We start from the raw sequence: 20,952 nt of genomic DNA, 5'->3' as shown, positions 1-20,952 counted from the left end.
ATTTGACTGAAGAAAATGGTCAACCGGGATTTCGACATTCACCAAGTCGGTGTTTTACCATGCCGCGGCCTGTTCATGTAGGCATTGCGAGAACTTTCCGGAACAGGTCGGCCTGGTTGGCGGTTGGTGCAAGTGGCCTGGCGACAAGGAATCCTTGTATTTCGTCGCACCCGAGGTGGCGAAGAATGGTGAGCTGCTCCTTTTTTTCGACGCCTTCCGCGACGACGCGCATGCCCAGCGCATGTGCCATCGTGATAATCGCTTCAAAGAACACGTTGCCCTGATCGGTCTTCCCGAGTTGGGTGGTAAAGGCACGATCAACTTTGAGCACGTCAAAATCGAGTTGCTGAAGCTTGGCAAGGGAAGAGTAGCCGGTGCCAAAGTCATCGACCAGCAACGCCATTCCCTGGTTGCGCATATCGCATAATGCAGTCGTCACTTGTTCACTGTCTTCCATCATCGCGGCCTCGGTCAGCTCGACCTCGACCAGACGCGGATCGATGCCGTAGCGGCTGATCGTGCGCTGAAATACCTTAGAGATATTGGCCTCATTGAATTGACGGGATGAAACGTTGACCGACACCGGCACGACGTAATTTCCCTGCGCTGCCCAATAGGCGATCTGAGCGCAGACCTTCTCGATGACTAGCTCCCCGAGTTGCACGACCAGGCCCGATTCTTCAGCCAGGTCAATGAAATCAACTGGTGTCAGCAGACCTTCCGACGGATGGACCCAGCGTACCAGGGCTTCCAGGCTGGAGGTGTTCCCGGTAACCAGTTCAATGCGCGGTTGGTAGTGCAGGACGAACTGATCACGCTCGATGCCATGCCGGAGTTCGCTTTCCCTGTGAAGGCGTGCACGCAAGGCATCGAAAAATGATGCATCGAAGAACCGGTAGGTACGCTTGCCGGCTGTCTTGGCGGAGTACATGGCGATGTCCGCATGCTCCAGCAAACTTCCTGCATCGGTGGCATCGCCGGGATAGATGCTGATGCCGATGGACGTCCCGATACTGGCCGTGCCTTCCTGCAGGCGAAAACCCTTATTGAAACCTTGCAGCACGCGTTCCGCTACATGCGCAGCATCATCCTCAACAACGATGTTCTCAACGATGACCAGGAATTCGTCACCGCCCAAGCGCACTACCTTGTCATGTGGACGCACGGCATCCTTGAGGCGACGTGCCGCAATGCGCAATACTTCATCGCCGGCGGCATGCCCCATGGTGTCGTTGACTTTCTTGAATCCATCCAGATCGATAAACAGCACGCCCAGCTTCTTGCCGCTGCGTGACGCCTGCGCAACCGCATCGGGAAGAAACGACTGCACCCACAAACGATTCGGCAATCCGGTCAGCACGTCTTCGTTGCCGCGCCGCTCCAGTTCGCGCACATGCGACTTCTCCTTCGAAATGTCGCGCATGGTGATGGCCAGATTGCCTTCAGCATAGACTGCCTTCAGATAAACGCAGCGGTGTAACGATTCATCCCTCGACGACAGCTCCAGTTCTCCCTCGAACTCACCGTTGTCGATGGCTTGCAGCAGCGCCTGGTACGCGCGATGGAAGCTGACCGGATCATGCAGGTAAGATAATTTGGAACCAATGAATTCCTCCTGCCGCAGCTGAAACAAGCCGGCACCACGCCGGTTGCAGTCCAGTGCTTCGAAATCGACAATGCGTCCCGATTCGTCAGCGATTGGTCGTGCAATATAAAATCCTTCGCTGCCCGCCTCAGTGGCGATCCGATAGGTCGATTGCGCCATCTCCAGCTGACGTTTGCGGGCGGCCATCCGCAACGCGACGAGCGCCGCGGCGCAAGCCAGGAGCAGCACCACAAACGTCAGGCTGACGGCCGTCTTGATCAGGCTGGTACGGCGTTGCCCGTACGGCGCCATGAAGGTTTGCTCGTCCAGCGCGGTCAGGGCAATCAGGTCATAACCCGACAGCTGCTGCCATCCCACATATCGACTGCGTCCGTCCCTGAACATCGTGTTTTCAGCAAAATACCTGCTGCCTGCCGCTATGCTGAAGTCGGGTGCCGCTGGAATGGGATTGGTTGCCGGATCGTAGACCGTGGCGCCGGTGCGTGCCGCGCGGACCAGGCCATCGGTACCAATGGCTCCGATAAAGCCATGTTCCCCCAGCGTCACGGTGTCGTAATTTGCCGTAAAGAATTCAAGCTTCACGGTGAGCAGCACCACACCGTCGAACGCACCTGACCGCGATGTCAATCGGCGTGAAAACTGGATGACCGCATTGCCTGTTGCACGTCCCCATGTCGGCAACCCCATGAATAGAAAATCGCCCGGTGCGTTTACATGTGCCATGTAATAGGGGCGGTCGCTTACATCGGGACTGGAGCGTTCCACGTTTGGGCCGAAGGTACTCGTCAGGCGAATGCCGTCCCGGCTGACGATGCTGACATTGAACGGTGCCGCTTCAGGAAATACGCCACGGTTCTTATAGTCTTCGAGACGCAGCTTGCCTTCGCTATTTTCCCACTGCAACTTCAGCACCATCAATAACTGGTCGACCGTGTCCAGCGTCCGCGCGAGGTGGCCTGCATAACCTCTGGCAAGAATGCCTGCCTCGACCAATGCGGAATTTTCAGCCTGGCGCCGTTCCGCAGAGAGCATTGACAACAGCGATATCCAGCCTACCGCAACGACGACGATGCCGATTCCCAGCCAGATAACGGGGATATACAGAACCCGCGACACGGCGCCTGTTCGGCTTCGCAATCGCCTGCGCCGCGATGACTCGCCGTTGACGCCTTCCGAGGATGTTATAGGCTTGTCCATGAGTTGCTGCAACGGGCATGTCGCTGGGCCATGTTGAGGGGCAATCACAAAAGCATAGGCTTAATTGCAGGTGCATTTTTGCGAAACGTTAAGCATGCCGTGTGTGCCAAAGTCTTATGGCTATGGGCCGAAACGCGAGTTCCGTGGCCGCCGCGGTGAATTCCGTGATAATCCCATCCCCTGAATTTGCCGCTTTGCCAGAACGGCGCCCATCACTTACAAGATAATTTGATGAACAGATGCAACATCCTTGCTGCTGTTGTTTCCTTTTGCTGCGGATTGGTACGCTGGCACTGCTTCACCTGATACTAGGCGGAATCACATCATGCTGGCAGACGTAGGGTTTACAGCGCGACCACCAATGTCATCCGCATGGTTACCCGGCGGCGCATTCAATAGTTGAATGAAATCCGCCCCGAGCATGGGCTTGGCCAGCAGGAAGCCCTGTGTCTGGTCGCATCCCAGTTCCCGCAACATTTCCAGCTGCGCGTGGGTTTCGACGCCTTCGGCAACGACTTCCATGTCCAGCGTATGGGCGAGGCCGATGATGGCGGATACGATCGACCTGCCTTTCTTATCCCCAGCGACAAGGGACTGGACAAATGCCCGGTCGATTTTCATCTGATGGACACCGAACTCCTGGAGATGGCTCAGGCTGGAGTAGCCGGTACCGAAATCATCAATGGCCAGGTTGAAACCCGCTTCTTTCAGCTTGTCTATGGTCTTGCGAGTCTCTTCGGCGTTTTCCATGGCAACCGATTCGGTAATCTCAAACATTAGCATTGCAGGGACGATGCCATAACGTTCGGTCACACCAAGGATGTCCTCCACCAGCGATGGAGAGCGAAGCTGGATCTGGGACAAGTTGATCGCAATGCGAACAATCTGCAGCTCTTTGGCCCGCCACGCATTGAGCTGTTGACATACTTCTTCGATTACCCACTGCCCGACCCGAATGATTTGTCCCGAACGCTCAGCGATCGGAATGAATTCCACCGGTGACACCATGCCAAGCTCGGGATGCTGCCAGCGCAGCAAGGCCTCGGCACCGAGGATGGTGCGGTCAGCGCACGTAAACTTCGGCTGATAGTGAAGGAAGAACTGCCCATCCTTCATTGCGGATACCAGGCTTTGCTGAATCGTGATTTTGCGCAGCGTCGCCGCATTCATGCTGCGCTCATAGAAACGGTAGTTGTTGCGTCCGCTGGACTTGACCTCGTACATTGCCGCATCGGCGCGGCTGAGCAGGTCATCCACGTTGTCACCGTCATGTGGGTAGATGCTGATGCCGATGCTGGGCGAGATGGGCATGCGGACGCCCGGCAGTTCAAAATCATTCCAGAAACTCGCCAGCACTTTTTCGGCGATTTGCGCCGCGGCCCCGATGTCCGGAATGTCTTCCACCAGCAGGATAAATTCGTCCCCGCCGAAACGGGCGACGGTGTCATGCTTGCGAACGACACTTCTCAAACGCTGGGCCAGGTCTTTCAACACGGCGTCGCCACTGTTGTGCCCGAAAGAATCATTAATTGACTTGAACCCATCAAGGTCGATGAAATACACGGCGAAACGCTTCCCGCCCGTGGACGAAGAAGCAATTGCCGCTTGCATGCGATCAACGAGGAAGGTGCGATTGGGCAAACCGGTTAGCGCATCATGGGTGGCCTGGTGCTGAAGCCGCTCCACAAAACGATTGGTGCGTGATTCGAGACGCGCATCCAGCACCGAGAGAATGACGGTGATGGCAAGAATGCTCAGCGTCGCACCGCTGACGGACACCGCCAGCCAGCTTGCGCTGATGTCGGAAGCAGCACGACAAATCGAGTCCGTCGGAAACTTCGCCGCAGCCATGCCGGTGTAATGCATGCCGGTGATGGCCAAGCCCATCAGCAGCGCCGCCCCGAGACGTCTTAACCACAGTCTGCCCGGCTGGGTCCCGCGTAACGCATTTGCCAGCCATAAGGCGGCGATCGATGCGACGATGGCAATGATCACCGACGCAATCAGGATGGTCATCGTATATTCAATTTCGGGTTCCATCCGCATGGCTGCCATCCCGGTGTAGTGCATCGAGGCGATGCCTAATCCCATGATGACGCCGCTGAACATTAGCCGCCGGAACGAGAGATCGCGACGCGTGACCAGATTCAGGGCGAAGTAGGAAACGAAAGCGGCGATCAGCAGCGAATAAAAAGTGATGGCCGGGTCATATCCCAATGGAATGGGTAATGAAAAGGACAACATGCCAACGAAGTGCATCGACCATACACCCAGGCCCATCGCAATCGCGCCGCCAATTAACCAGTAGCTGCGATAAGTGGTTTTGCCCAGCGTCGCAATACGCCCCACCAGATCCAGCGTGGTGTAGGAAGCAATCGTGGCGATGAACAAAGACGCGATGACAAGCGGATAACTATAGGAGCCTTGCAACATGACATGTCGCCCGCCTGAAGCGGACGCCCGAAATTAGGTTCGACAGATTGACGCCGCGTGTCCACATACGGCGTCATACGGCAATGCGCGGCATGATTAGGGCACGCAGATGGAGGCCATGCTTCGTCGATGAGAAAAGCACATCGATTAGACGGGCAGGATGAAACTTGTTGGGCTATGCAAGCAATGTGGCGACCGGCATCTGGACCGCCGGTTGGCCGGCAGGTGCCGATCGTCACGCGCATACACGCAGGAGATTGTCAGGACGGCATGTTTTGAGGGCGTCCTGGGCGTGCGCAATATTGCCGCAACGCATCATGAAGGATATCTTAATTCGGCGCGACTTGCTGGCCGAAAGACAAATGTTGAGCGCGACACAACAGCTGTGGATGCCCAGAGGATGCAATAACGACTGCCAGCGACACAAAAAAGAGAAGGCCCCGCAGGGCCTTCTCTTTTTACAGAAAAACAGTCAACTACTTGAGCGCATCAAACACGGCGCGTGCGGCAGCATGGCAGAACGGCGGCTCGTAGATACCGTGGTAATTACCGTAGTAGGTCGCAAATGCTGCACTGGTCGGATCGGTCGGTGCCCTGCCACCGACGCCAAAGGCTGCCTGCACCTGTGGGTCGACGTCGACGGATGTCACATTCGTCAGGCCACGGCTGCTGAAGTCGGCTTGCGCCACATCCCGGTGCACGGCAGGCGGCACGGTTGGATCGCCCGCGCCTCCGCAGAGCAACGTACGTGCCTTCGGATTCCAGCCCAGCAGGTCGTTACGCTTCGCAGCCTGGAACAGTGCATTGTTCGGGTTGGTCTGCGAATCGGTAATGAAGGCCGGCTGGAATACCGCATCGCGCGCCTGGTTGGGCGTCACACCCGGACCGCCGGGCAGGGTGCCGGAAGTAACCAGGGTGGTGTAGTTCAGCGTCGGGTTCGGTAACAGGTTTTCAATGTAACTTGCATAAGGCGCCTTGAAAGCCTGGTTTACATTGCTGTAGACATTGCCATATGCCTTCTGCCATGAAGTGACCAGATAAGGGACAAAAAACTGATAGCCGGCAATGGCATCGGTAAGCTTGAACGAGCCGGACAAATTATAGGGGCCCGCGAGGTGCGCACCGGCGACAACACCAATTTCACCGGACAGGTCGCGCTCGATCGCACGCTGGGCGGCGAACGACGAGTGACCGCCCTGCGAATAACCGGTGAGCATCACCTTGCCCGACAGGTTGATGTTGCGTGATGAGGCAGTCCTGCGCGCGGCACGGATGGAATCGATGACGGAACTGGCCTCGGAATCGGCGTGCAGGTAGGGATGGTACGAATAGCTTGATTTTGCGAAGCCGAGATAGTCGGTTGCGACCACAGCGTAGCCCTGCGCCGCATACATTGCCATCAGCAGGAAGGTTTCCGGATCGTTCGGATTTGCCAGGGTGCGCGGTTTTTGCACATCGGTTCCCTTGGCATAGGCTACCAGCGGCAGACTGTTGCTGGCGCAGGTTCCTGCCGGCACCAGCATGACGCCTGAAGAATTGGTTTCCTCCTGGTTAACACCCACGGTGGCATAGTTGAGCGAGATGATCTGTACATCGCATTTAGCCTTGCCCGAAACCGGTTGCAGGCCGGATGATGCGGTGCCGGCATCGACCTGCGCGGCGGTGACCGTCGCCAGAAGTTGCGGTGTCTCGAGCAGGGTGCCGCGCTTATCTCCGTTATCGCTGCCGCCACAAGCGGTAAGCATTACTGCGCCGAGCAGTGTCAGCCCGACGGTATGCCTTGATGTAATCTTCATTGATTGTTGTCTCCAGTAATTTTAAAACCTGCGGTGCTTACTGCTCCAGCAAGCGTCTTCTGCAGTACTATCCGTGCTATCCGATGCAGGTGTATCCGATCCGGATGGACATCGGGTTTTGCGGCAGTGTTGGACCCTGCCTTAAGCTCGAACGCCATCTGTTCCGCCAAGCAGAATTCGATTTTGTTCTGGTAAATATCATATAACGCGGAAATAGTTGTGTAACGAATTCAAGCGAAAAAATTTGCTCGTAACCGCGCTGAAATGATCAACCTCAGACCGGAACTTTCTTAAGTGGCAATTCTGGAATGTTGCCAAGTCGGGGGTTTTAGTGCAGCAGCGCTGATGCAGGGCTGAAACTCCCATGTCGGTCTACCGTCCAATGCGACGCAACGCGGCGCGCTGTCGTTATCAATGTTTTAATAGTCTGCCGGCTGGCCGGGAATTTTCCGGAAATGCCTGCGATTTGTAGGAAGGTAAATGAAGCGGAAAAAAACTGTCGATCCCAATCAGCTTGAGCTTGGGCTTCTGTTCAGCCCTGACACGGAGCGTCGGCACGAAACAGATGCAGCAACAAGGCCAGCCACCATTCCGCATTCGCCTGTTTCAACACCAGTGCGGGCGAACGATACGTTGGCGGAACAGGCATTGCCACCGGCATCAGAATTTGTACCCGCATCTATGTCTGAGTCTGAGCATGGGCCCGAATCAGATGCGGGATCGGAAGAAGCCTTACAGGCGGTGATCCAGGAGCCACGGCTGTGGTCCGAGAGCGGATGGACTGCGCGGGTCACGAAGAATGACAATAGCGACGGCTGGGCTGTCGAAATGACGATGGATGGCGATGCCGGTCCGTCCCTGGTTATGCCTTGGCCCAAGGAACGCGGCAGCGACGAGCCCAAGTCGCTCGATGTAACGGCAGTTGCCACATTAATTAAAAATGCTGCCGCAGAACGCCGCAAGCACGAGAAACAGTTGCACGCAATGCTGCACAAAAGCGTCAAGGTGGCGACCCGCTCCGCCATGGTCACGGTGGCACTCGACATCAGTCCCGACGAAGACAATGCGACTGCCACGCTGACTGCTTATGACGAGTTCGCGGTGCAACTGGCACAAGTCCGCGTTGCACCGACGTTCAAGTTAAACAAGGCCTCGGCCGCCAAGTGGATCGATAGTCAGTTCCGGCAACCCGAACGATAGCCGTATCGGCGCGGACTGTAGCCGAACCTCGTCGCCAGTCGGCAGGCTGCTTTTTATGGCTTGCGCCCGAGAAAACCACCCGTGATCGTGGCACCCGTCTGGGCATCGGAAAGCTGAAATGCGCCTGCGATTTCCATGGGCCCTACACCTTCCGTACCCGTGGTGACGACTGGGCCGAAAAACCGGGCACTGATCCCGCCGGTCAGTGTGCCGGCAGTCGCCGTACCGGTCGCATAGTTGGCGACATTACTGTTCGCCGCCCCGGCGGTGATAGTGGTTCCGATGGTGGCTGGGACCGGGACGACCGGTTCAGTATCGGACACTGAATTTCCGATGATGACCTGCAGCTGGCGTGTCACAAAATTGGCAATTACCGTAGCGGTGCCGCGGAAAGGGACGGGGTCGGTTTGGCTGTTGGGTGTGTACCAGCCGACGACCATTGCAGCATAGCCGGCAGCACCCGCAACCGGTACGGCGGCAGGGTCGGTCACTGCACCAAACGCGACGACACCGCGCCGATTCTTGTTGTGCTCGACGCCGCCACCCCATTCCGCAATATCCACCGTATCCTGGGACACCCAGGTAGCCAGATTTGCGACATGATAATTCCAGGTGGAGATGCTGCGATATCCCTTGGTGCCGGCATTTGGAAGTCCGATGCCGCCATCGCCACCGGGAAACGCAACAGGAGTGCCGTTGGGACCCTGTGCTGCTCCCGCGCGGATGTCGCCGTCGCTATGCAGGCGGCTCGCAATCGAAAGATCGCTGACCACGCCTCCCAGTCGCCAGTCGCCCAGTCCAACTTTCATGCCGGTTGACTCTGATGTCGGGCAAGGCTGACCGGCCGGGCAACGCATTGGCTCAGCACGTGGAAAGTAGCGATTATTGGCATAGTTAGCCTGCGTCCCGTTAGCTCCCCTTAGCGCAAAGTCGAAGAAATTAAAGTTTGTCGGGGGTGGCAGCGGTACATCCGTAACGGTTCCATTGGCTGCCAGTTGCGTACGTCCCTGTGTCGTCCCGAAATTTTCGATGATCGGCGGACGCTCCGTCCTGCCATTCCAGGTTAGTCCAAGGTTGCTTAGCAACAGTACAGGCGCTGAAGGAATAGCGTTGGCATCCTTGGCCAGCCTGACTTCTGCCAGACCGCCGCTTGCCGGCGCCAGTCCGGTCGCGCCGGTAAGGTTGGTATTGTTTGGCGCAAGATCGCTGGTCGAGCGCCCATATACCTGTACGCCCGAGCTGGTGAGCGTCACGCCGTTATCAACGCGCAAAACACTGTTGCCACTGCATTGGTGTGTTGGCCCTTCCGGGCATGTCATGACGGTGGAACCGGTTACAGGATTAATGACAACTTGCGCAGCTACCGGACCTGCACTTGCTATCAGGCATATAAAGGCGACAGGCCCTCTGAGAGTAGCGATATACCTGCGAAAAAAAGGGCGTGGTAAGTTGATTTCTTTCATTGCTGACGGTTTTCCAAAGAAAGAGGAACCTGTACAACGTTAAAGGAAGTGGTTGTGACAGCGGCCCTGCGGTTGCCAGGCTAATACCCAGCATAGGACAGCGTAGTGAATAGGCTCTGAGGCGAGGACTAAAGTCGCACGGCCTTGAGGTGGCTCAACGATGCCGCACGCGATGCGTGCCTCGATGAAATAATGCGATTTGTCGGCTGGACTTTGGATTGAAGTTGCCGTTGGCAACGCACAGGCAATGACGGCATCGCCTGTGCGTTGTGCGCTCAACCACGTAGTTCGTCGACCTTGACGGTAGCGGTCTTGGTTGCCCCTCTGCTCCATACCTCGGCATTGACCGTCGAGCCTGGCTTGGTGCCGCCGATCAGGCGAGCCAGATCAGCTGTCGTCTGTACCGGCTGGCCGTTAAGCGAGGTAATCACATCACCTGGCCGGATGCCGGCCCTGTCCGCCGGGCCGCCATTCTGTACTGCGGCTACCAGCGCGCCCTTGGCTTCCTTGAGTCCCAGCGACGTGGCAATGTCATAAGTCAGTTCCTGTAACTGCACCCCGATGCGTCCGCGCGAGACCCTTCCGGTTGCACGCAGCTGGTCCGAGATGCCGATCGCAATATCAATCGGAATCGCAAACGAGATGCCCATATAGCCGCCCGTCTGGCTATAGATTTGCGAATTGATGCCGACCACTTCACCACGTGTACTGAACAGCGGCCCGCCCGAGTTGCCGGGGTTGACCGCGACGTCGGTTTGTATGAAAGGCACATAACTTCCATTGGGCAGCATGCGGCCTTTTGCGCTGACCACGCCAACGGTGACACTATTATCGAAGCCGAATGGTGCGCCAATCGCCGCGACCCATTCTCCGGGTTCCAGCCTGGATGGATCGCCAATCGTTACCACCGGCAGCCCGGTTGCGTCGATCTTTAGTAGCGCCACGTCGGTGTAGGGATCGGCACCGATGACCTTCGCCTTGTATTCCCGTTTACTCGTCAGCTTGACCGTGACTTCATCAGTCTCCGAGATGACATGTGCGTTGGTAAGCACATAGCCATCCTGGCTGATGATAAAGCCGGAACCGAGGCCGCCGGCAGGCGCTTCGCCGGCATCCGGCTGCCCGCCGAAACGGCGAAAGAATTCACGCAAGGGATGGCCTTCCGGCAGCCCCGTTGCATCGCCCTGGTTGCGAGCAAGCCGGACTGCACTGATGTTGACCACGCCGGGACCTTGCTGCTTGACCAGGTTGACAAAGCTTGGCAGTTCGACGCCTGAGCCGGTGGCCGGCGTCGCGACGCTGCCCGCTGCTCCCTGCGCCGGAGCCGGTGCTTGCTGAACCTGCGCAGGCGCCTGTGGCGGTACACCTGCCGCCGGCGCGTCGTCATTGGATTTCGAGCAGGCAGCAAGTAGCAATACGAACGCCACCAGCGTGGGTTTAAAGCAGGTGTGTGACCGGGTCATCATTATTCTTCTCCATCATGCGGACTTGTGATCAGGAATGTTAACGCTAATGGCAGCATTGCGTACTGCATCGGAACTACAAAATAAAAATGCAAGCACGCGCATTGCTTCAGCCGCAATCAATTTTCATGCCGGGCCCATGAACTCCCTCCGCAGCAACGGCATCCATACCTGTGGAATTTTTATTACATCGATGCATACCAATCTATGAAGGAATGGGCATGAACAGATTTGTCGAAAAAGTGGTAATTGTTACTGGCGCCGGCTCAGGTATTGGGGCGGCAACGGCGAGACGGTTCGCCGACGAAGGTGCGCTGGTTGTGTTTGCTGGCCGCACCCGGGACAAGCTCGATAGCGTAGCGGCCAGGCTGCCCCAGGGAAAATCTCTGGCCCGGGTCACCGATGTGTCACGTCTCGACGATGTGCAAGGCCTGGTTGCCGACACGCTGCAACGCTTCGGGCGTCTGGATGTGCTGGTGAACAATGCCGGGATCGCGCCCGAAGGCAAGATTACCGAGGCCAGCGTCGATGATTGGCGGCAGGTAATGGCTATCGACCTCGATGGCGTGTTCTACGGTTACCGGGTTGCGATACCCGAACTGATCAAGACCAAGGGCTCGGTCATCAATGTCTCATCGGTGTCGGGGCTGGGTGGCGACTGGGGACTAAGTTTTTACAATGCCGCCAAGGGCGCGGTGACCAACTTCACCCGTGCGCTGGCGATGGACCACGGACCGGACGGGATACGCATCACCGCGGTGTGTCCCAGCCTGACGCGCAGCAATATGACGGACGACATGTTTGCCGATCCCGCCATGATGGCAAAGTTTCGTGAACGGATTCCGCTTGCGCGTGGGGCGGAGCCGGAAGAAGTTGCTGGCGTGATCGCCTTTCTGGCCAGCGACGATGCGCGCTTCATCAACGGCGTCAATCTGCCGATCGATGGTGGTTTGACCGCGTCCAACGGACAGCCGCCAATGGTATAGCGATGATGGTATTAGCGATGCTCGAATTACTGTAGAGCACGGCGGCCAATGGCCGCCGTGCGGTGCAATGTTAGTGTTACGGGCGATAGGATTTATCGCTTTTCCGCCATCTTGCCAAGCGCAACGCTTAGCGTCACGCCGCCCAGCGTCTTGCCGAGTTCGGGATCTTCGGCATACAGACTACTCATCCTGTCGATCACCGACGGGTCTTCCTGTGCCGCTTCATACGCAACCTGCTCGACCAGTGAAGATTGCAGCCGTCCTGCAAGCTCGGAATCGACCAGTCCTCCGGTGGTCTCGATATGATCCGGTGTGGCAGGCAAGACGCCGTTATCGATCAGTGGCTGTGCGGCAGCGGGACCGGCTGCATCAAGCAGCTCTTTCAGCATGCCGGCACGCTGGCGCGAATCGCCGCGTTCGAACGATTCACCGACCATCTGTTCGAAAGGCGGGGTCTGGTCCGAGTAGATCGCTTCCGACAATCCATGGGTTAGTGTTTCGGATGGTACTTGTTGCGCCACCTCAACGAAGTCCTGTTCAACCTTTTGCACGGAACGTACACCGGTTTCGGCTGCGTATTGTTGCAGCAGCGCGCTGACATCGTTTTCTCGACTCATTATTTCTCCTTTAAAAACGGCAACCGCAAGCGCGGATACCGAGGTATCAGGTCAATTTATCGCCGCTTAGTTCGCCACGTTGTTTGACGCAGATCGAACTACGCAAGTTGTTTCCTGTAGTGAAAATTGCGCTCAGATTTCTTCAGGATCGGCGGGTTCACGTGCTTCGTTCAGTCTTACCAGTTCACTGACGTCGGGCTGGCTGGTTTCCACCGGAGCCAGCTGATCGGCATCAAGCTGATGCGAAAACGAATCCACCGAATCGAGACGATGATGCCGATCTTCAGCCAGGGTTGGCCCGCTCTGTATGTACAAGGTCATCAGTTGCGCAAGATCGGTGAGGACCGAGATATGTGTGCGTTCATAGCCATGCGAAGCATCGCCGCCAAAGCACAGCAGCGCGGTGCGTACGTCATGTCCCGCATTGACCGCGGCGCTGGCGTCTGAATGATAAAAACGAAACACGTCGCGGTTGCTGCGGATGCCATGTTGCTCGCAGAGCTTGAGCAGGCGGCGCGTCAGGTGATAATCATGCGGTCCCGCGGAGTCCATCAGCGGAATCGTGACGCCGCGCTCTTTCGCGCCCTGCCCGGCTGCGACGGGACCGATGTCGACGCCGATCACCTCGCTGACATCGCTCTGGATGACGGCACGCGCGCCAGAGCCGACTTCTTCTGTGAGGGTAAAGACGACATGGCAATCCATGGGGACCGGCACCCTGGAATCTACCACCGCTTTTACCGCGGCGAGGACTGCCGCAACGCCCGCCTTGTCATCGAGGTGACGCGAGACGATGTAGCCGTTCTCCAGCATTTCAGGATTGGCATCGAAGGCGACAAAATCACCGATCTGGATACGCAGTGCATCCACGTCGGCGGAAGTCTCGATGTCTTCATCAATTCGCAGCTCGAGCTGGTCCCAGCTGACCGGCTGCGTATCGATCTGTTCGTTATACACATGCCCTGATGCGAACAAGGGTAACACCGAACCGCGATAGCGACCGGTTTCGGTAAACAACGTGACGCGGCCGCCTTCCGCCCAGCGGCTCGACCAGGTACCGACCGGTGTCAATGCCAACCTGCCGTTGGGCTTGATCTCGCGCACCATTGCACCCAGCGTGTCCAGATGCGAGACGATCGCACAGGCCGGACTGGTGCGGCGGCGTTCCGGCATATTCCGGCGCAGCACCGCGCGAATGGTGCCGCGCCGGGTCAGCTCGTAGGGCACACCGATCGCGTCGAGCGTCGCCCCGGTGTAATGCACGATTTCATCGGTCAGGCCGGCCGGGCTCGGGATATGGAGCAGTTCGAGCAGTGTCGTCTTCAGGAAATCAACATCGATTGTTAACTTGTGCATGGCGCCTCACGCATGGGCGGTGGTGAATGGAAACAGCAGATCGACGAAGCGCTGCGCAGTCGGTTGCGGATCATGATTGGCCAGGCCAGGCCGTTCATTGGCTTCGATAATCACGTATTCCTCGGAGCTCGGTTCCGGTACCAGGAAGTCGAGACCAACGACCGGTATGCGCAACGCACGGGCTGCGGTTTCGGCAACATCGCGCAGCGTGGGATGCAACTCTGCGGTGACGTCGTGAATGGTGCCGCCGGTATGCAGGTTGGCGGTTTTTCGTACCTTCACCGCACGCCCTGATTCGAGGACGGAGTCGTAGCTGAGGCCTTGTCCGGCAAGGCAGCGCTCGGTTTCACTATCGATCGGAATCTTGCTTTCGCCGCCGGTTGCCGCAGCACGGCGCGCGCTCTGGCGCTCGATGAGCTGAAGAATGGACGAGCTGCCATCGCCGACGATTTCAGCGGGCCGGCGAATCGCCGCCGCCACCACTTTGTAGCCGATGACGACAACGCGTAAATCCTGTCCGGAGCAAAACTCTTCGATAATGACGTGGCCGCCTTCCTGTGCGGCACGCTCTATCGCTTCGACCAGATGATCTTCGGTGCGGACATCGACGCTGATGCCTTTGCCCTGTTCGCCCAGCGCCGGCTTGACGACGACTGATCCGCAGTCACGCAGGAAGGCGGCATCCGCCTCCGGGTCACCGGCGACCTGCTGGCGCGGTACCCGCAGGCCGATCGATGAAAGACGACGCGAGGTCAGTACCTTGTCCTGGCACCAGGTCATTGCAACCCCGCCGGTCAGCTCGGTCAGCGATTCACGGCAGAGCATTTCATGCCCGGCATAGCGCAGTTTGAAGATGCCGGCGGGCGCATCGATCACTTCGACGCTGATGCCACGTCGGCGTGCCTCATCCACGATCAGCCGGGCATAGGGGTTGAGTCCGCCAAAATCCGTGGTTTCAACGAACAGCTTTTCATTGATGGCATTCTTGTTCTTGACGACAAAACCGGGCACCTGTTCAAAGCCCAGTTTCTGGTACAGGCCAATGGCGGTTTCATTGTCATGCAATACCGACAGTTCGAGGAACTTGCGTCCGCGCGCCGCGTAGTAAGCGATGAGGAAGTTGACCAGCGCGCGGCCAGCGCCCGCCAGACCTGTCTGTGGGTCGACCGCGAGACACCACAGGCTGCTGCCATGCTCCGGGTCGCCGAACGCTTCGTAGTGATCGACCCCCATCGCCGAGCCGATGATGTCGCCGGTACGCTCGTCTTCGGCGACGAGGAACACCACCGCTTCCGAATGCCGTTGCTTCCAGACGATGCGCGGGTCGACCGGCACCATGCCGCGCATGCTGTACAGGCGATTGATGGCGGCGATGTCAGCGCGTGTAGTCAAGGGGCGAATCACCACGCCGGGTGGCGGCGCTTCGATCGGCGTGTCATCCAGCTGGCGCCGGAAAATCACTGAAGGGTCGAGAAACAGCGCCGACGGCGCCTCCGCCAGGACCAGCTGCGGCGATTCGACGTGCAAGGCAATGTCACGCTTGCCGGGAGCTTCTTGCTGCAACGCCTGAGCCAGCGCCTGCGGCGATTCAAAGGCCGGTCCATACAGCAGGCGGCCCCAGCCGCATTCCAGTGTTGCGTTGGCTGGAACCTGCAAACGGGACTGGCCGGCAAGCTCGGGGGTGTCGTTGAACAGATTTGGTGTTGCCGCGTTATGCCCTTGTCCTTCCTGGATAGACGGATCGTGTTGAAGTGCGCTCATTGGAGACTTTCTGTCAAATGTTGGGTATGCGTTGGTCCATCTGCGCCTATGCCTTCGCACGCGCATGATGGGAAACCGGTCCGCTCACAGTCCATGCGACTGCAGCCAGGCTTCCAGCAAGGCGATCTGCCATACCTTGGAGCCGCGCAAGGTCGTAATGTGGCTGTCGGGCTCCTGCAGCATGCGGTCGACCACGTCCCGCCTGAACAGGCCGCGATTGCGTGCCGCCTGGGAATCGAGCGTGTCACGCACAAAATGCAGGAAATTGCCGCGCAGGTATTTCAGCGCAGGGACCGGAAAATAACCTTTGGGACGGTCGATGACTTCGGCCGGAATCACGGCACGGGCCGCTTCCTTCAGCACGTACTTGCCGCCATTGGCGATCTTGTGCTGTGCCGGAATGCGCGCGGCAAGTTCGACCAGCTCATGATCGAGGAAGGGCACGCGTGCTTCGAGGCCGAACGCCATCGTCATGTTGTCGACGCGCTTGACCGGGTCGTCCACCAGCATCACCGTGGTATCCAGGCGCATTGCGCGGTCGATCACACTGTCGGCACCGGGGCGTGCAAAGTGAGATGCAACAAATTGACCGCTGGCATCATCGAGCTTGAGATTGGGACTCAACAGTCCCAGTAATTCGTCGTGGGTGCGATCAAAGAACACCCGTCGATAAGCCTCGACGCCTTTAGAGGGATCGCTGACATCGGTCAACGGCGGATACCAGTGATAGCCGCCGAACACTTCGTCGGCGCCCTGTCCGCTCTGAACCACGCGGCTGTGGCGTGAAACCGCTTGCGACAGCAGGTAGAAGGCAACGCAATCATGACTGACCATCGGTTCCGCCATGGCGTTGATGGTATCGGGCAATGCACTCAGGAGATCGCTTGCCGGAATATGCAGCTTTTCATGCACGGTACCGTAATGCCGTGCGATCAGGTCGGAATAATGAAACTCGTCGCCCGCCTCGCTATCGACCGCTTCGAATCCGATGGAATAGGTGCGCAGGCCGGTGGTGCCGGCTTCTGCCAGCAGGCCCGTGATCAGACTGGAATCGAGCCCGCCGGATAATAGGACACCGACGGGCACGTCGGACACCAGCCGGCGTTTGACTGACAGGCGCAGGGCACTGAGCACTTCCGATTTCCAGTCTTCGAAGCTGCGCTTTTCGTCGTCCTCGCTGCGGGTAAAGTCGAGACGCCACCATTCCTTGATGTTGCAATCACCATCAGGATGCACGGTCATGTAACTGCCCGGCGGCAGCTTGCGTACGCCGCGCAGGATGGTATGCGGCGCCGGTACCACCGCATGGAAACTCATGTAGAAATGCAAGGCCTGCATGTCCAGTGCGGTATCGACGCCGCCCGCCTTGAGCAGTGCCGGCAACGCGGAGGCAAAGCGCATACGATTGGCATCGCTGGTGTAATACAAGGGCTTGATGCCGAGGCGGTCGCGCGCCAGATAGGTGATGCCGCTTTCGCGCTCCCACAGCGCAAACGCAAACATGCCGTAAAAGCGGTCCAGCGCCTTCGGACCCCAGGCATGCCAGGCTTTGATGATGACTTCGGTGTCGCCGGTCGAGACAAACTGATAACCGGCGCCTTTAAGTTCTTCACGTAATTCGTGATGGTTGTAAATGGCACCGTTGAACACGATGCCCATGCCCAGCATGTTGTCGATAAACGGCTGATGAGCCCGCTGGCTCAAGTCCATGATGCTGAGCCGGCGATGACCGAAGCAGCGCGTGCCGAGGCTGAACAAGCCTTCACCGTTGGGGCCGCGTCGTGACTGTGCTTCCGTCATGTCAACGACCGCACGTATATCGGCTAAATTGTTATCGAAACGTATTTCTCCGGCGATACCGCACATAGAGGAGGAGCTCCTGATATGGAAGTGAGTGGATGGGTGGGGTTATCGAAGAAATCTTTGGTGATGTCGCCGCGGCAATACGGCAAGAAATCGCTGAGTAGTGTCATTTGGTAGCCGTACACTATGGTATTCATTGGCACCGGACCTTACTCTTCTCCTATGCGCTTGCGGCAGGAGCACCTCATCATGCCCGCACCCCTACAAGTTCAAAAAGTTACCTATGTAGAGACAAAAAAGTGCTGTTGGTTCCTGACAAATTAGCAACGGCCATGCATAGCGGAAAATTCAATACTTGCAGGAAAGCATCGCCGATCTTTATTTGATGGAAATAAAGATCGGGAACGATAAACCCATGAAAGGCTCCATCGGCTGGCTCGAATGGCCTACGACTTTGAGAAAGAACCGGGATGAAAACGTTTCACTGCGACAAGTGCGGACAGCAGGTGTTTTTTGAAAACATACGTTGTGAAAACTGTGGCGGCATGCTTGGTTATCAGCCTGAGCATCGTGCGATCAGCACCTTCGAACCCGCTGGTGAAGGCGTATGGCGCAGCCTCAACCCGGCTAACGCGGGCCTGCTGTACAAGCAGTGCATCAACTATTCACGCGAGGACGTGTGCAACTGGATGCTGGCTGCGGACGCGTCGAATGAGCTATGCGCGTCCTGCCAGCTGACGCATATCATTCCTGCATTGTCGTCAGAAAAGAACCGCTTGTACTGGAAACGGCTGGAGGCGGCCAAGCGCCGCCTGTTGTATTCATTATGGGAGCTGCATCTGCGGCCCACGCCGAAGGCCGATGATCCCGATACCGGCCTCGCATTCCACTTCCTAGAAGACATGCCAGACACGCGGGTGATGACCGGTCATGCGAACGGGCTCATCACCCTGAATATCGCCGAAGCGGACCCAGCCCATCGTGAACGCACTCGCGAACAAATGGGTGAACCGTATCGCACCTTGCTCGGGCACTTCCGCCATGAAAGCGGGCATTACTATTTCGACCGGCTGATTGTCGGTACTAAATGGGTGGAACCCTATCGTGCCTTGTTTGGCGATGAGCGCCAGGACTATGGCGAGGCCTTGCAAAAGCATTACCGGAATGGCGCGCCACCCGACTGGGAACAGCGCTACATCAGCAGCTACGCCAGTTCGCATCCCTGGGAAGACTGGGCGGAAACCTGGGCGCACTACCTGCACATGGTGGATACGCTGGACACCGCTTATGCGTGCGGGATGATGCTCAAGCCGAAGAAGCCGGATGAACCAGAGCTACGCATCGAAGAGCATCCGGCGCGCAGCAATGCGTTTGATGACATCATCCGGGAATGGTTTGCCCTGACCTATGTGCTCAACAGCCTCAATCGCAGCGTAGGCATGCCGGACCCGTATCCGTTCGCGCTGTCAACACCGGTGATCGACAAGCTGCGCTTTGTCCATGAAGTCGTGCGCAGCAAGACGCCGGCATCCTGAACGCCAGTGTTTCACTGTGCACTATTCACGATCAGGCTTGCATAAGTTTCATCGCACTGCCGTCGTTGCCGCGTACCACGGTCACGGCATCGCCTGGCTGTTCGCCGGTACCGGTGACCTCATACGCCCAAACCTGAAAGTCGACCAGCCGTGCATTGCCATAGATGGTGGCAAAGGCCGCATCGACTGCATCCATGCCGTGGGCAATCTTGATGCGAGCCGGATGGGGTTTGTTATGCCGCGGATCGAAGACATGCCATTGCCCGCCGAAATACACTTCGCAATAGGCATGGAAGTCGACACCGATATCGGCTTCCGGCACGCCGAGATAGGGCATGTGTCCGGCCACATAGCGTGCCGGCATGTCGAGCGCGCGACACAAGGCAATCATCACATGCGCAAAGTCGCGACATACACCGTAGCCGCGTCCGATGACATCGCACGCGGAAAGAAGCGTGCTTCCCGATCCATACCGGTATTCGATGTTCCGGTAAGTCCATTCGCAAATCGCCTGCGCCAGTTCGGCGCCATCGCTAATGTGGCCGAATTCGGATGCGGCAAAACCGGAGAGTCTGTCTGATTCGCAATAACGGCTGGCAAAGGTATACCTCAGTGCGTCAGCCGGGAGGTGCGCGACCGGTGTGCGCGAAGTCGCAACAGGCTTGTCGCCATCAGGCTGCGCAGAGACCAGGAATAATGCATCGTGCCGGAAACGGGTTGTTCCCGGCAGCAGTGTGGTCCGAACGACGGCATTGCCATGGCTGTCGCCGAGTTCCTCCAGTGGCAATACCGAAGAGGTGTCCATCAACTCCTGCAGCATCATCTGCTCCGGACCGCGTCGCGGCCGGATTAGCAGCAGCAGGCTGATCGCTTCGCTTGCTTCATACGTCAGCACGCAACCGGTCCTCACCAGCATCATGCCGGACGGTGGGCTTGGAAGATCGGATACGTGCATGTTGTGTTTAGTCTGGAGGATAGAGGGTGATGGAACCAAGCCCGCACATGGTGCGGTAACACCGATGCGTTTTCAACGCACAAGCCATCATATGACCTGAAGATTTCCGTTTCGTTTAAGTTGCTCACCTTGAGCCCATAGAAGTGCATCAAGGATGCGTTCGTATTTCATACACTTCCCCTGTTTAGTAGTAACCGGTGATTGAAGAGAAGACCGAAGACTGATTAAAGCAGGCAGTTCAATTTTCAATCGGGCACCACGCCGTCGCGTTTGGTGCCGGCTGGTGCACTTGCCATAAGACGGCGCATGCGTGCACTGGAAAGGGAATTTATGCTCGCGCACATGGTCATTATCTGTAGCGCATCCACGATTGCATTCCTTGCTCGCATTCCTTACCAAGCCGGTTGACCATGAAGATGACCGAACGCCCGCCCACGCCTACCTATGATCCGAGCCGCTTGTTCGACGCCCTGCTCCGCACCATGCATCTCGACAGCGACGAAGCCTTGTGCGCGGCACTACGCATCCCGCCTTACCTCGTTTCGAGCATCCGTCGCGGCGAGGCCTTGATGGCGCCGTCGCTGCTGATCCGGATCAACGAACTGTCGGGCATCAATATCCGCACCTTGCGAAGCTGGATGGGTGACCGGCGCAGCGAATACCGGCTCGGTGAAGACAGCCGGCATGCTGCAGTTCCTCCAGCAGACGACAGGGTCCGCCGCAGGTATTTTGTCGAGTCCGTTGATCCGGGCCTCCCCAACTACGTGCAATGGACTTGATG

Annotated in this window: 14 protein-coding genes; 4 read left to right on the top strand and 10 right to left on the bottom strand. The window is 57.7% G+C overall.

Annotated elements, in window-relative coordinates:
* Positions 1 to 73: 73 nt before the first annotated feature.
* From ACFQUU_RS01555 to ACFQUU_RS01545, 3 genes are all read right to left on the bottom strand, one after another.
* A complete protein-coding gene (locus tag ACFQUU_RS01555; protein ID WP_382241624.1) occupies positions 74 to 2,803 on the bottom strand; it encodes an EAL domain-containing protein in 2,730 nt (909 codons plus the stop codon).
* A 318-nt stretch (positions 2,804 to 3,121) separates the two neighbouring features.
* A complete protein-coding gene (locus tag ACFQUU_RS01550) occupies positions 3,122 to 5,236 on the bottom strand; it encodes a putative bifunctional diguanylate cyclase/phosphodiesterase (protein ID WP_382241621.1) in 2,115 nt (704 codons plus the stop codon).
* Positions 5,237 to 5,712: 476 nt separating this feature from the next.
* On the bottom strand, positions 5,713 to 7,032 hold the full coding sequence (locus ACFQUU_RS01545; RefSeq protein ID WP_382241619.1) for a lipase family protein: 1,320 nt from the start codon (positions 7,030 to 7,032) through the stop codon (positions 5,713 to 5,715).
* 480 nt (positions 7,033 to 7,512) lie between these two features.
* On the opposite strand from ACFQUU_RS01545, the gene ACFQUU_RS01540 reads away from it, so the two are divergent.
* A complete protein-coding gene (locus ACFQUU_RS01540; RefSeq protein WP_382241616.1) occupies positions 7,513 to 8,232 on the top strand; it encodes a hypothetical protein in 720 nt (239 codons plus the stop codon).
* Between the two features lie 53 nt (positions 8,233 to 8,285).
* Here the strand turns inward: ACFQUU_RS01540 and ACFQUU_RS01535 are convergent, their stop codons facing one another.
* Together ACFQUU_RS01535 and ACFQUU_RS01530 are read right to left on the bottom strand one after the other, a co-directional pair.
* The gene (locus tag ACFQUU_RS01535) at positions 8,286 to 9,485 is read right to left on the bottom strand and encodes a hypothetical protein (RefSeq protein WP_382241613.1); all 1,200 of its coding nucleotides are present in this window, start codon (positions 9,483 to 9,485) and stop codon (positions 8,286 to 8,288) included.
* A 485-nt stretch (positions 9,486 to 9,970) separates the two neighbouring features.
* The gene (locus tag ACFQUU_RS01530; RefSeq protein WP_382241610.1) at positions 9,971 to 11,161 is read right to left on the bottom strand and encodes a Do family serine endopeptidase; all 1,191 of its coding nucleotides are present in this window, start codon (positions 11,159 to 11,161) and stop codon (positions 9,971 to 9,973) included.
* A 218-nt stretch (positions 11,162 to 11,379) separates the two neighbouring features.
* Here ACFQUU_RS01530 and ACFQUU_RS01525 point away from each other — a divergent pair, with 218 nt between their 5' ends.
* Entirely contained in the window at positions 11,380 to 12,144 is a 765-nt protein-coding gene (locus tag ACFQUU_RS01525; RefSeq protein WP_382241607.1) for an SDR family NAD(P)-dependent oxidoreductase, read from the top strand.
* A gap of 92 nt (positions 12,145 to 12,236) precedes the next feature.
* On the opposite strand, the gene ACFQUU_RS01520 is transcribed toward ACFQUU_RS01525, so the two are convergent.
* The 4 genes from ACFQUU_RS01520 to ACFQUU_RS01505 all read right to left on the bottom strand — a co-directional run bounded on the left by ACFQUU_RS01520 (position 12,237) and on the right by ACFQUU_RS01505 (position 17,744).
* Positions 12,237 to 12,761 (bottom strand): hypothetical protein, encoded by a 525-nt coding sequence (locus ACFQUU_RS01520; protein WP_382241604.1) that lies wholly within the window; start codon positions 12,759 to 12,761, stop codon positions 12,237 to 12,239.
* 132 nt (positions 12,762 to 12,893) lie between these two features.
* The gene (locus ACFQUU_RS01515; protein ID WP_382241601.1) at positions 12,894 to 14,117 is read right to left on the bottom strand and encodes an osmoprotectant NAGGN system M42 family peptidase; all 1,224 of its coding nucleotides are present in this window, start codon (positions 14,115 to 14,117) and stop codon (positions 12,894 to 12,896) included.
* Positions 14,118 to 14,123: 6 nt separating this feature from the next.
* The gene (gene ngg, locus ACFQUU_RS01510) at positions 14,124 to 15,878 is read right to left on the bottom strand and encodes an N-acetylglutaminylglutamine synthetase (protein WP_382241598.1); all 1,755 of its coding nucleotides are present in this window, start codon (positions 15,876 to 15,878) and stop codon (positions 14,124 to 14,126) included.
* 84 nt (positions 15,879 to 15,962) lie between these two features.
* Positions 15,963 to 17,744, bottom strand: a complete 1,782-nt coding sequence (locus ACFQUU_RS01505) for an N-acetylglutaminylglutamine amidotransferase (protein WP_382241595.1) — start codon at positions 17,742 to 17,744, stop codon at positions 15,963 to 15,965.
* A gap of 407 nt (positions 17,745 to 18,151) precedes the next feature.
* Here ACFQUU_RS01505 and ACFQUU_RS01500 point away from each other — a divergent pair, with 407 nt between their 5' ends.
* Positions 18,152 to 19,216, top strand: a complete 1,065-nt coding sequence (locus tag ACFQUU_RS01500; RefSeq protein ID WP_382241593.1) for a putative zinc-binding metallopeptidase — start codon at positions 18,152 to 18,154, stop codon at positions 19,214 to 19,216.
* Positions 19,217 to 19,247: 31 nt separating this feature from the next.
* On the opposite strand, the gene ACFQUU_RS01495 is transcribed toward ACFQUU_RS01500, so the two are convergent.
* The gene (locus ACFQUU_RS01495; protein WP_382241590.1) at positions 19,248 to 20,171 is read right to left on the bottom strand and encodes a transglutaminase family protein; all 924 of its coding nucleotides are present in this window, start codon (positions 20,169 to 20,171) and stop codon (positions 19,248 to 19,250) included.
* Positions 20,172 to 20,581: 410 nt separating this feature from the next.
* Between ACFQUU_RS01495 and ACFQUU_RS01490 the strand changes: the two genes are divergently transcribed.
* Complete coding sequence (locus tag ACFQUU_RS01490) at positions 20,582 to 20,950, top strand: hypothetical protein (protein WP_382241587.1); 369 nt, start codon at positions 20,582 to 20,584, stop codon at positions 20,948 to 20,950.
* Positions 20,951 to 20,952: the final 2 nt, after the last annotated feature.

This window comes from Herbaspirillum sp. GCM10030257, assembly GCF_042666555.1.
Taxonomy (GTDB): domain Bacteria; phylum Pseudomonadota; class Gammaproteobacteria; order Burkholderiales; family Burkholderiaceae_D; genus Noviherbaspirillum.
Note: the sequence above shows the minus strand (reverse complement) of the source record. Positions and strands in the feature narration are given on the sequence as shown.

Excerpts from the sequence above, each read along its gene's own strand:
- ACFQUU_RS01520 (WP_382241604.1), bottom strand. The coding sequence starts at position 12,761 with ATGAGTCGAGAAAACGATGTCAGCGCGCTGCTGCAACAATACGCAGCC.
- ACFQUU_RS01500 (WP_382241593.1), top strand. The coding sequence starts at position 18,152 with ATGAAAACGTTTCACTGCGACAAGTGCGGACAGCAGGTGTTTTTTGAA.
- ACFQUU_RS01555 (WP_382241624.1), bottom strand. The coding sequence starts at position 2,803 with ATGGACAAGCCTATAACATCCTCGGAAGGCGTCAACGGCGAGTCATCG.
- ACFQUU_RS01495 (WP_382241590.1), bottom strand. The coding sequence starts at position 20,171 with ATGCACGTATCCGATCTTCCAAGCCCACCGTCCGGCATGATGCTGGTG.
- ACFQUU_RS01530 (WP_382241610.1), bottom strand. The coding sequence starts at position 11,161 with ATGATGACCCGGTCACACACCTGCTTTAAACCCACGCTGGTGGCGTTC.
- ACFQUU_RS01490 (WP_382241587.1), top strand. The coding sequence starts at position 20,582 with ATGAAGATGACCGAACGCCCGCCCACGCCTACCTATGATCCGAGCCGC.
- ACFQUU_RS01515 (WP_382241601.1), bottom strand. The coding sequence starts at position 14,117 with ATGCACAAGTTAACAATCGATGTTGATTTCCTGAAGACGACACTGCTC.
- ACFQUU_RS01550 (WP_382241621.1), bottom strand. The coding sequence starts at position 5,236 with ATGTTGCAAGGCTCCTATAGTTATCCGCTTGTCATCGCGTCTTTGTTC.
- ACFQUU_RS01505 (WP_382241595.1), bottom strand. The coding sequence starts at position 17,744 with ATGTGCGGTATCGCCGGAGAAATACGTTTCGATAACAATTTAGCCGAT.
- ACFQUU_RS01545 (WP_382241619.1), bottom strand. The coding sequence starts at position 7,032 with ATGAAGATTACATCAAGGCATACCGTCGGGCTGACACTGCTCGGCGCA.
- ACFQUU_RS01525 (WP_382241607.1), top strand. The coding sequence starts at position 11,380 with ATGAACAGATTTGTCGAAAAAGTGGTAATTGTTACTGGCGCCGGCTCA.
- ngg (WP_382241598.1), bottom strand. The coding sequence starts at position 15,878 with ATGAGCGCACTTCAACACGATCCGTCTATCCAGGAAGGACAAGGGCAT.
- ACFQUU_RS01540 (WP_382241616.1), top strand. The coding sequence starts at position 7,513 with ATGAAGCGGAAAAAAACTGTCGATCCCAATCAGCTTGAGCTTGGGCTT.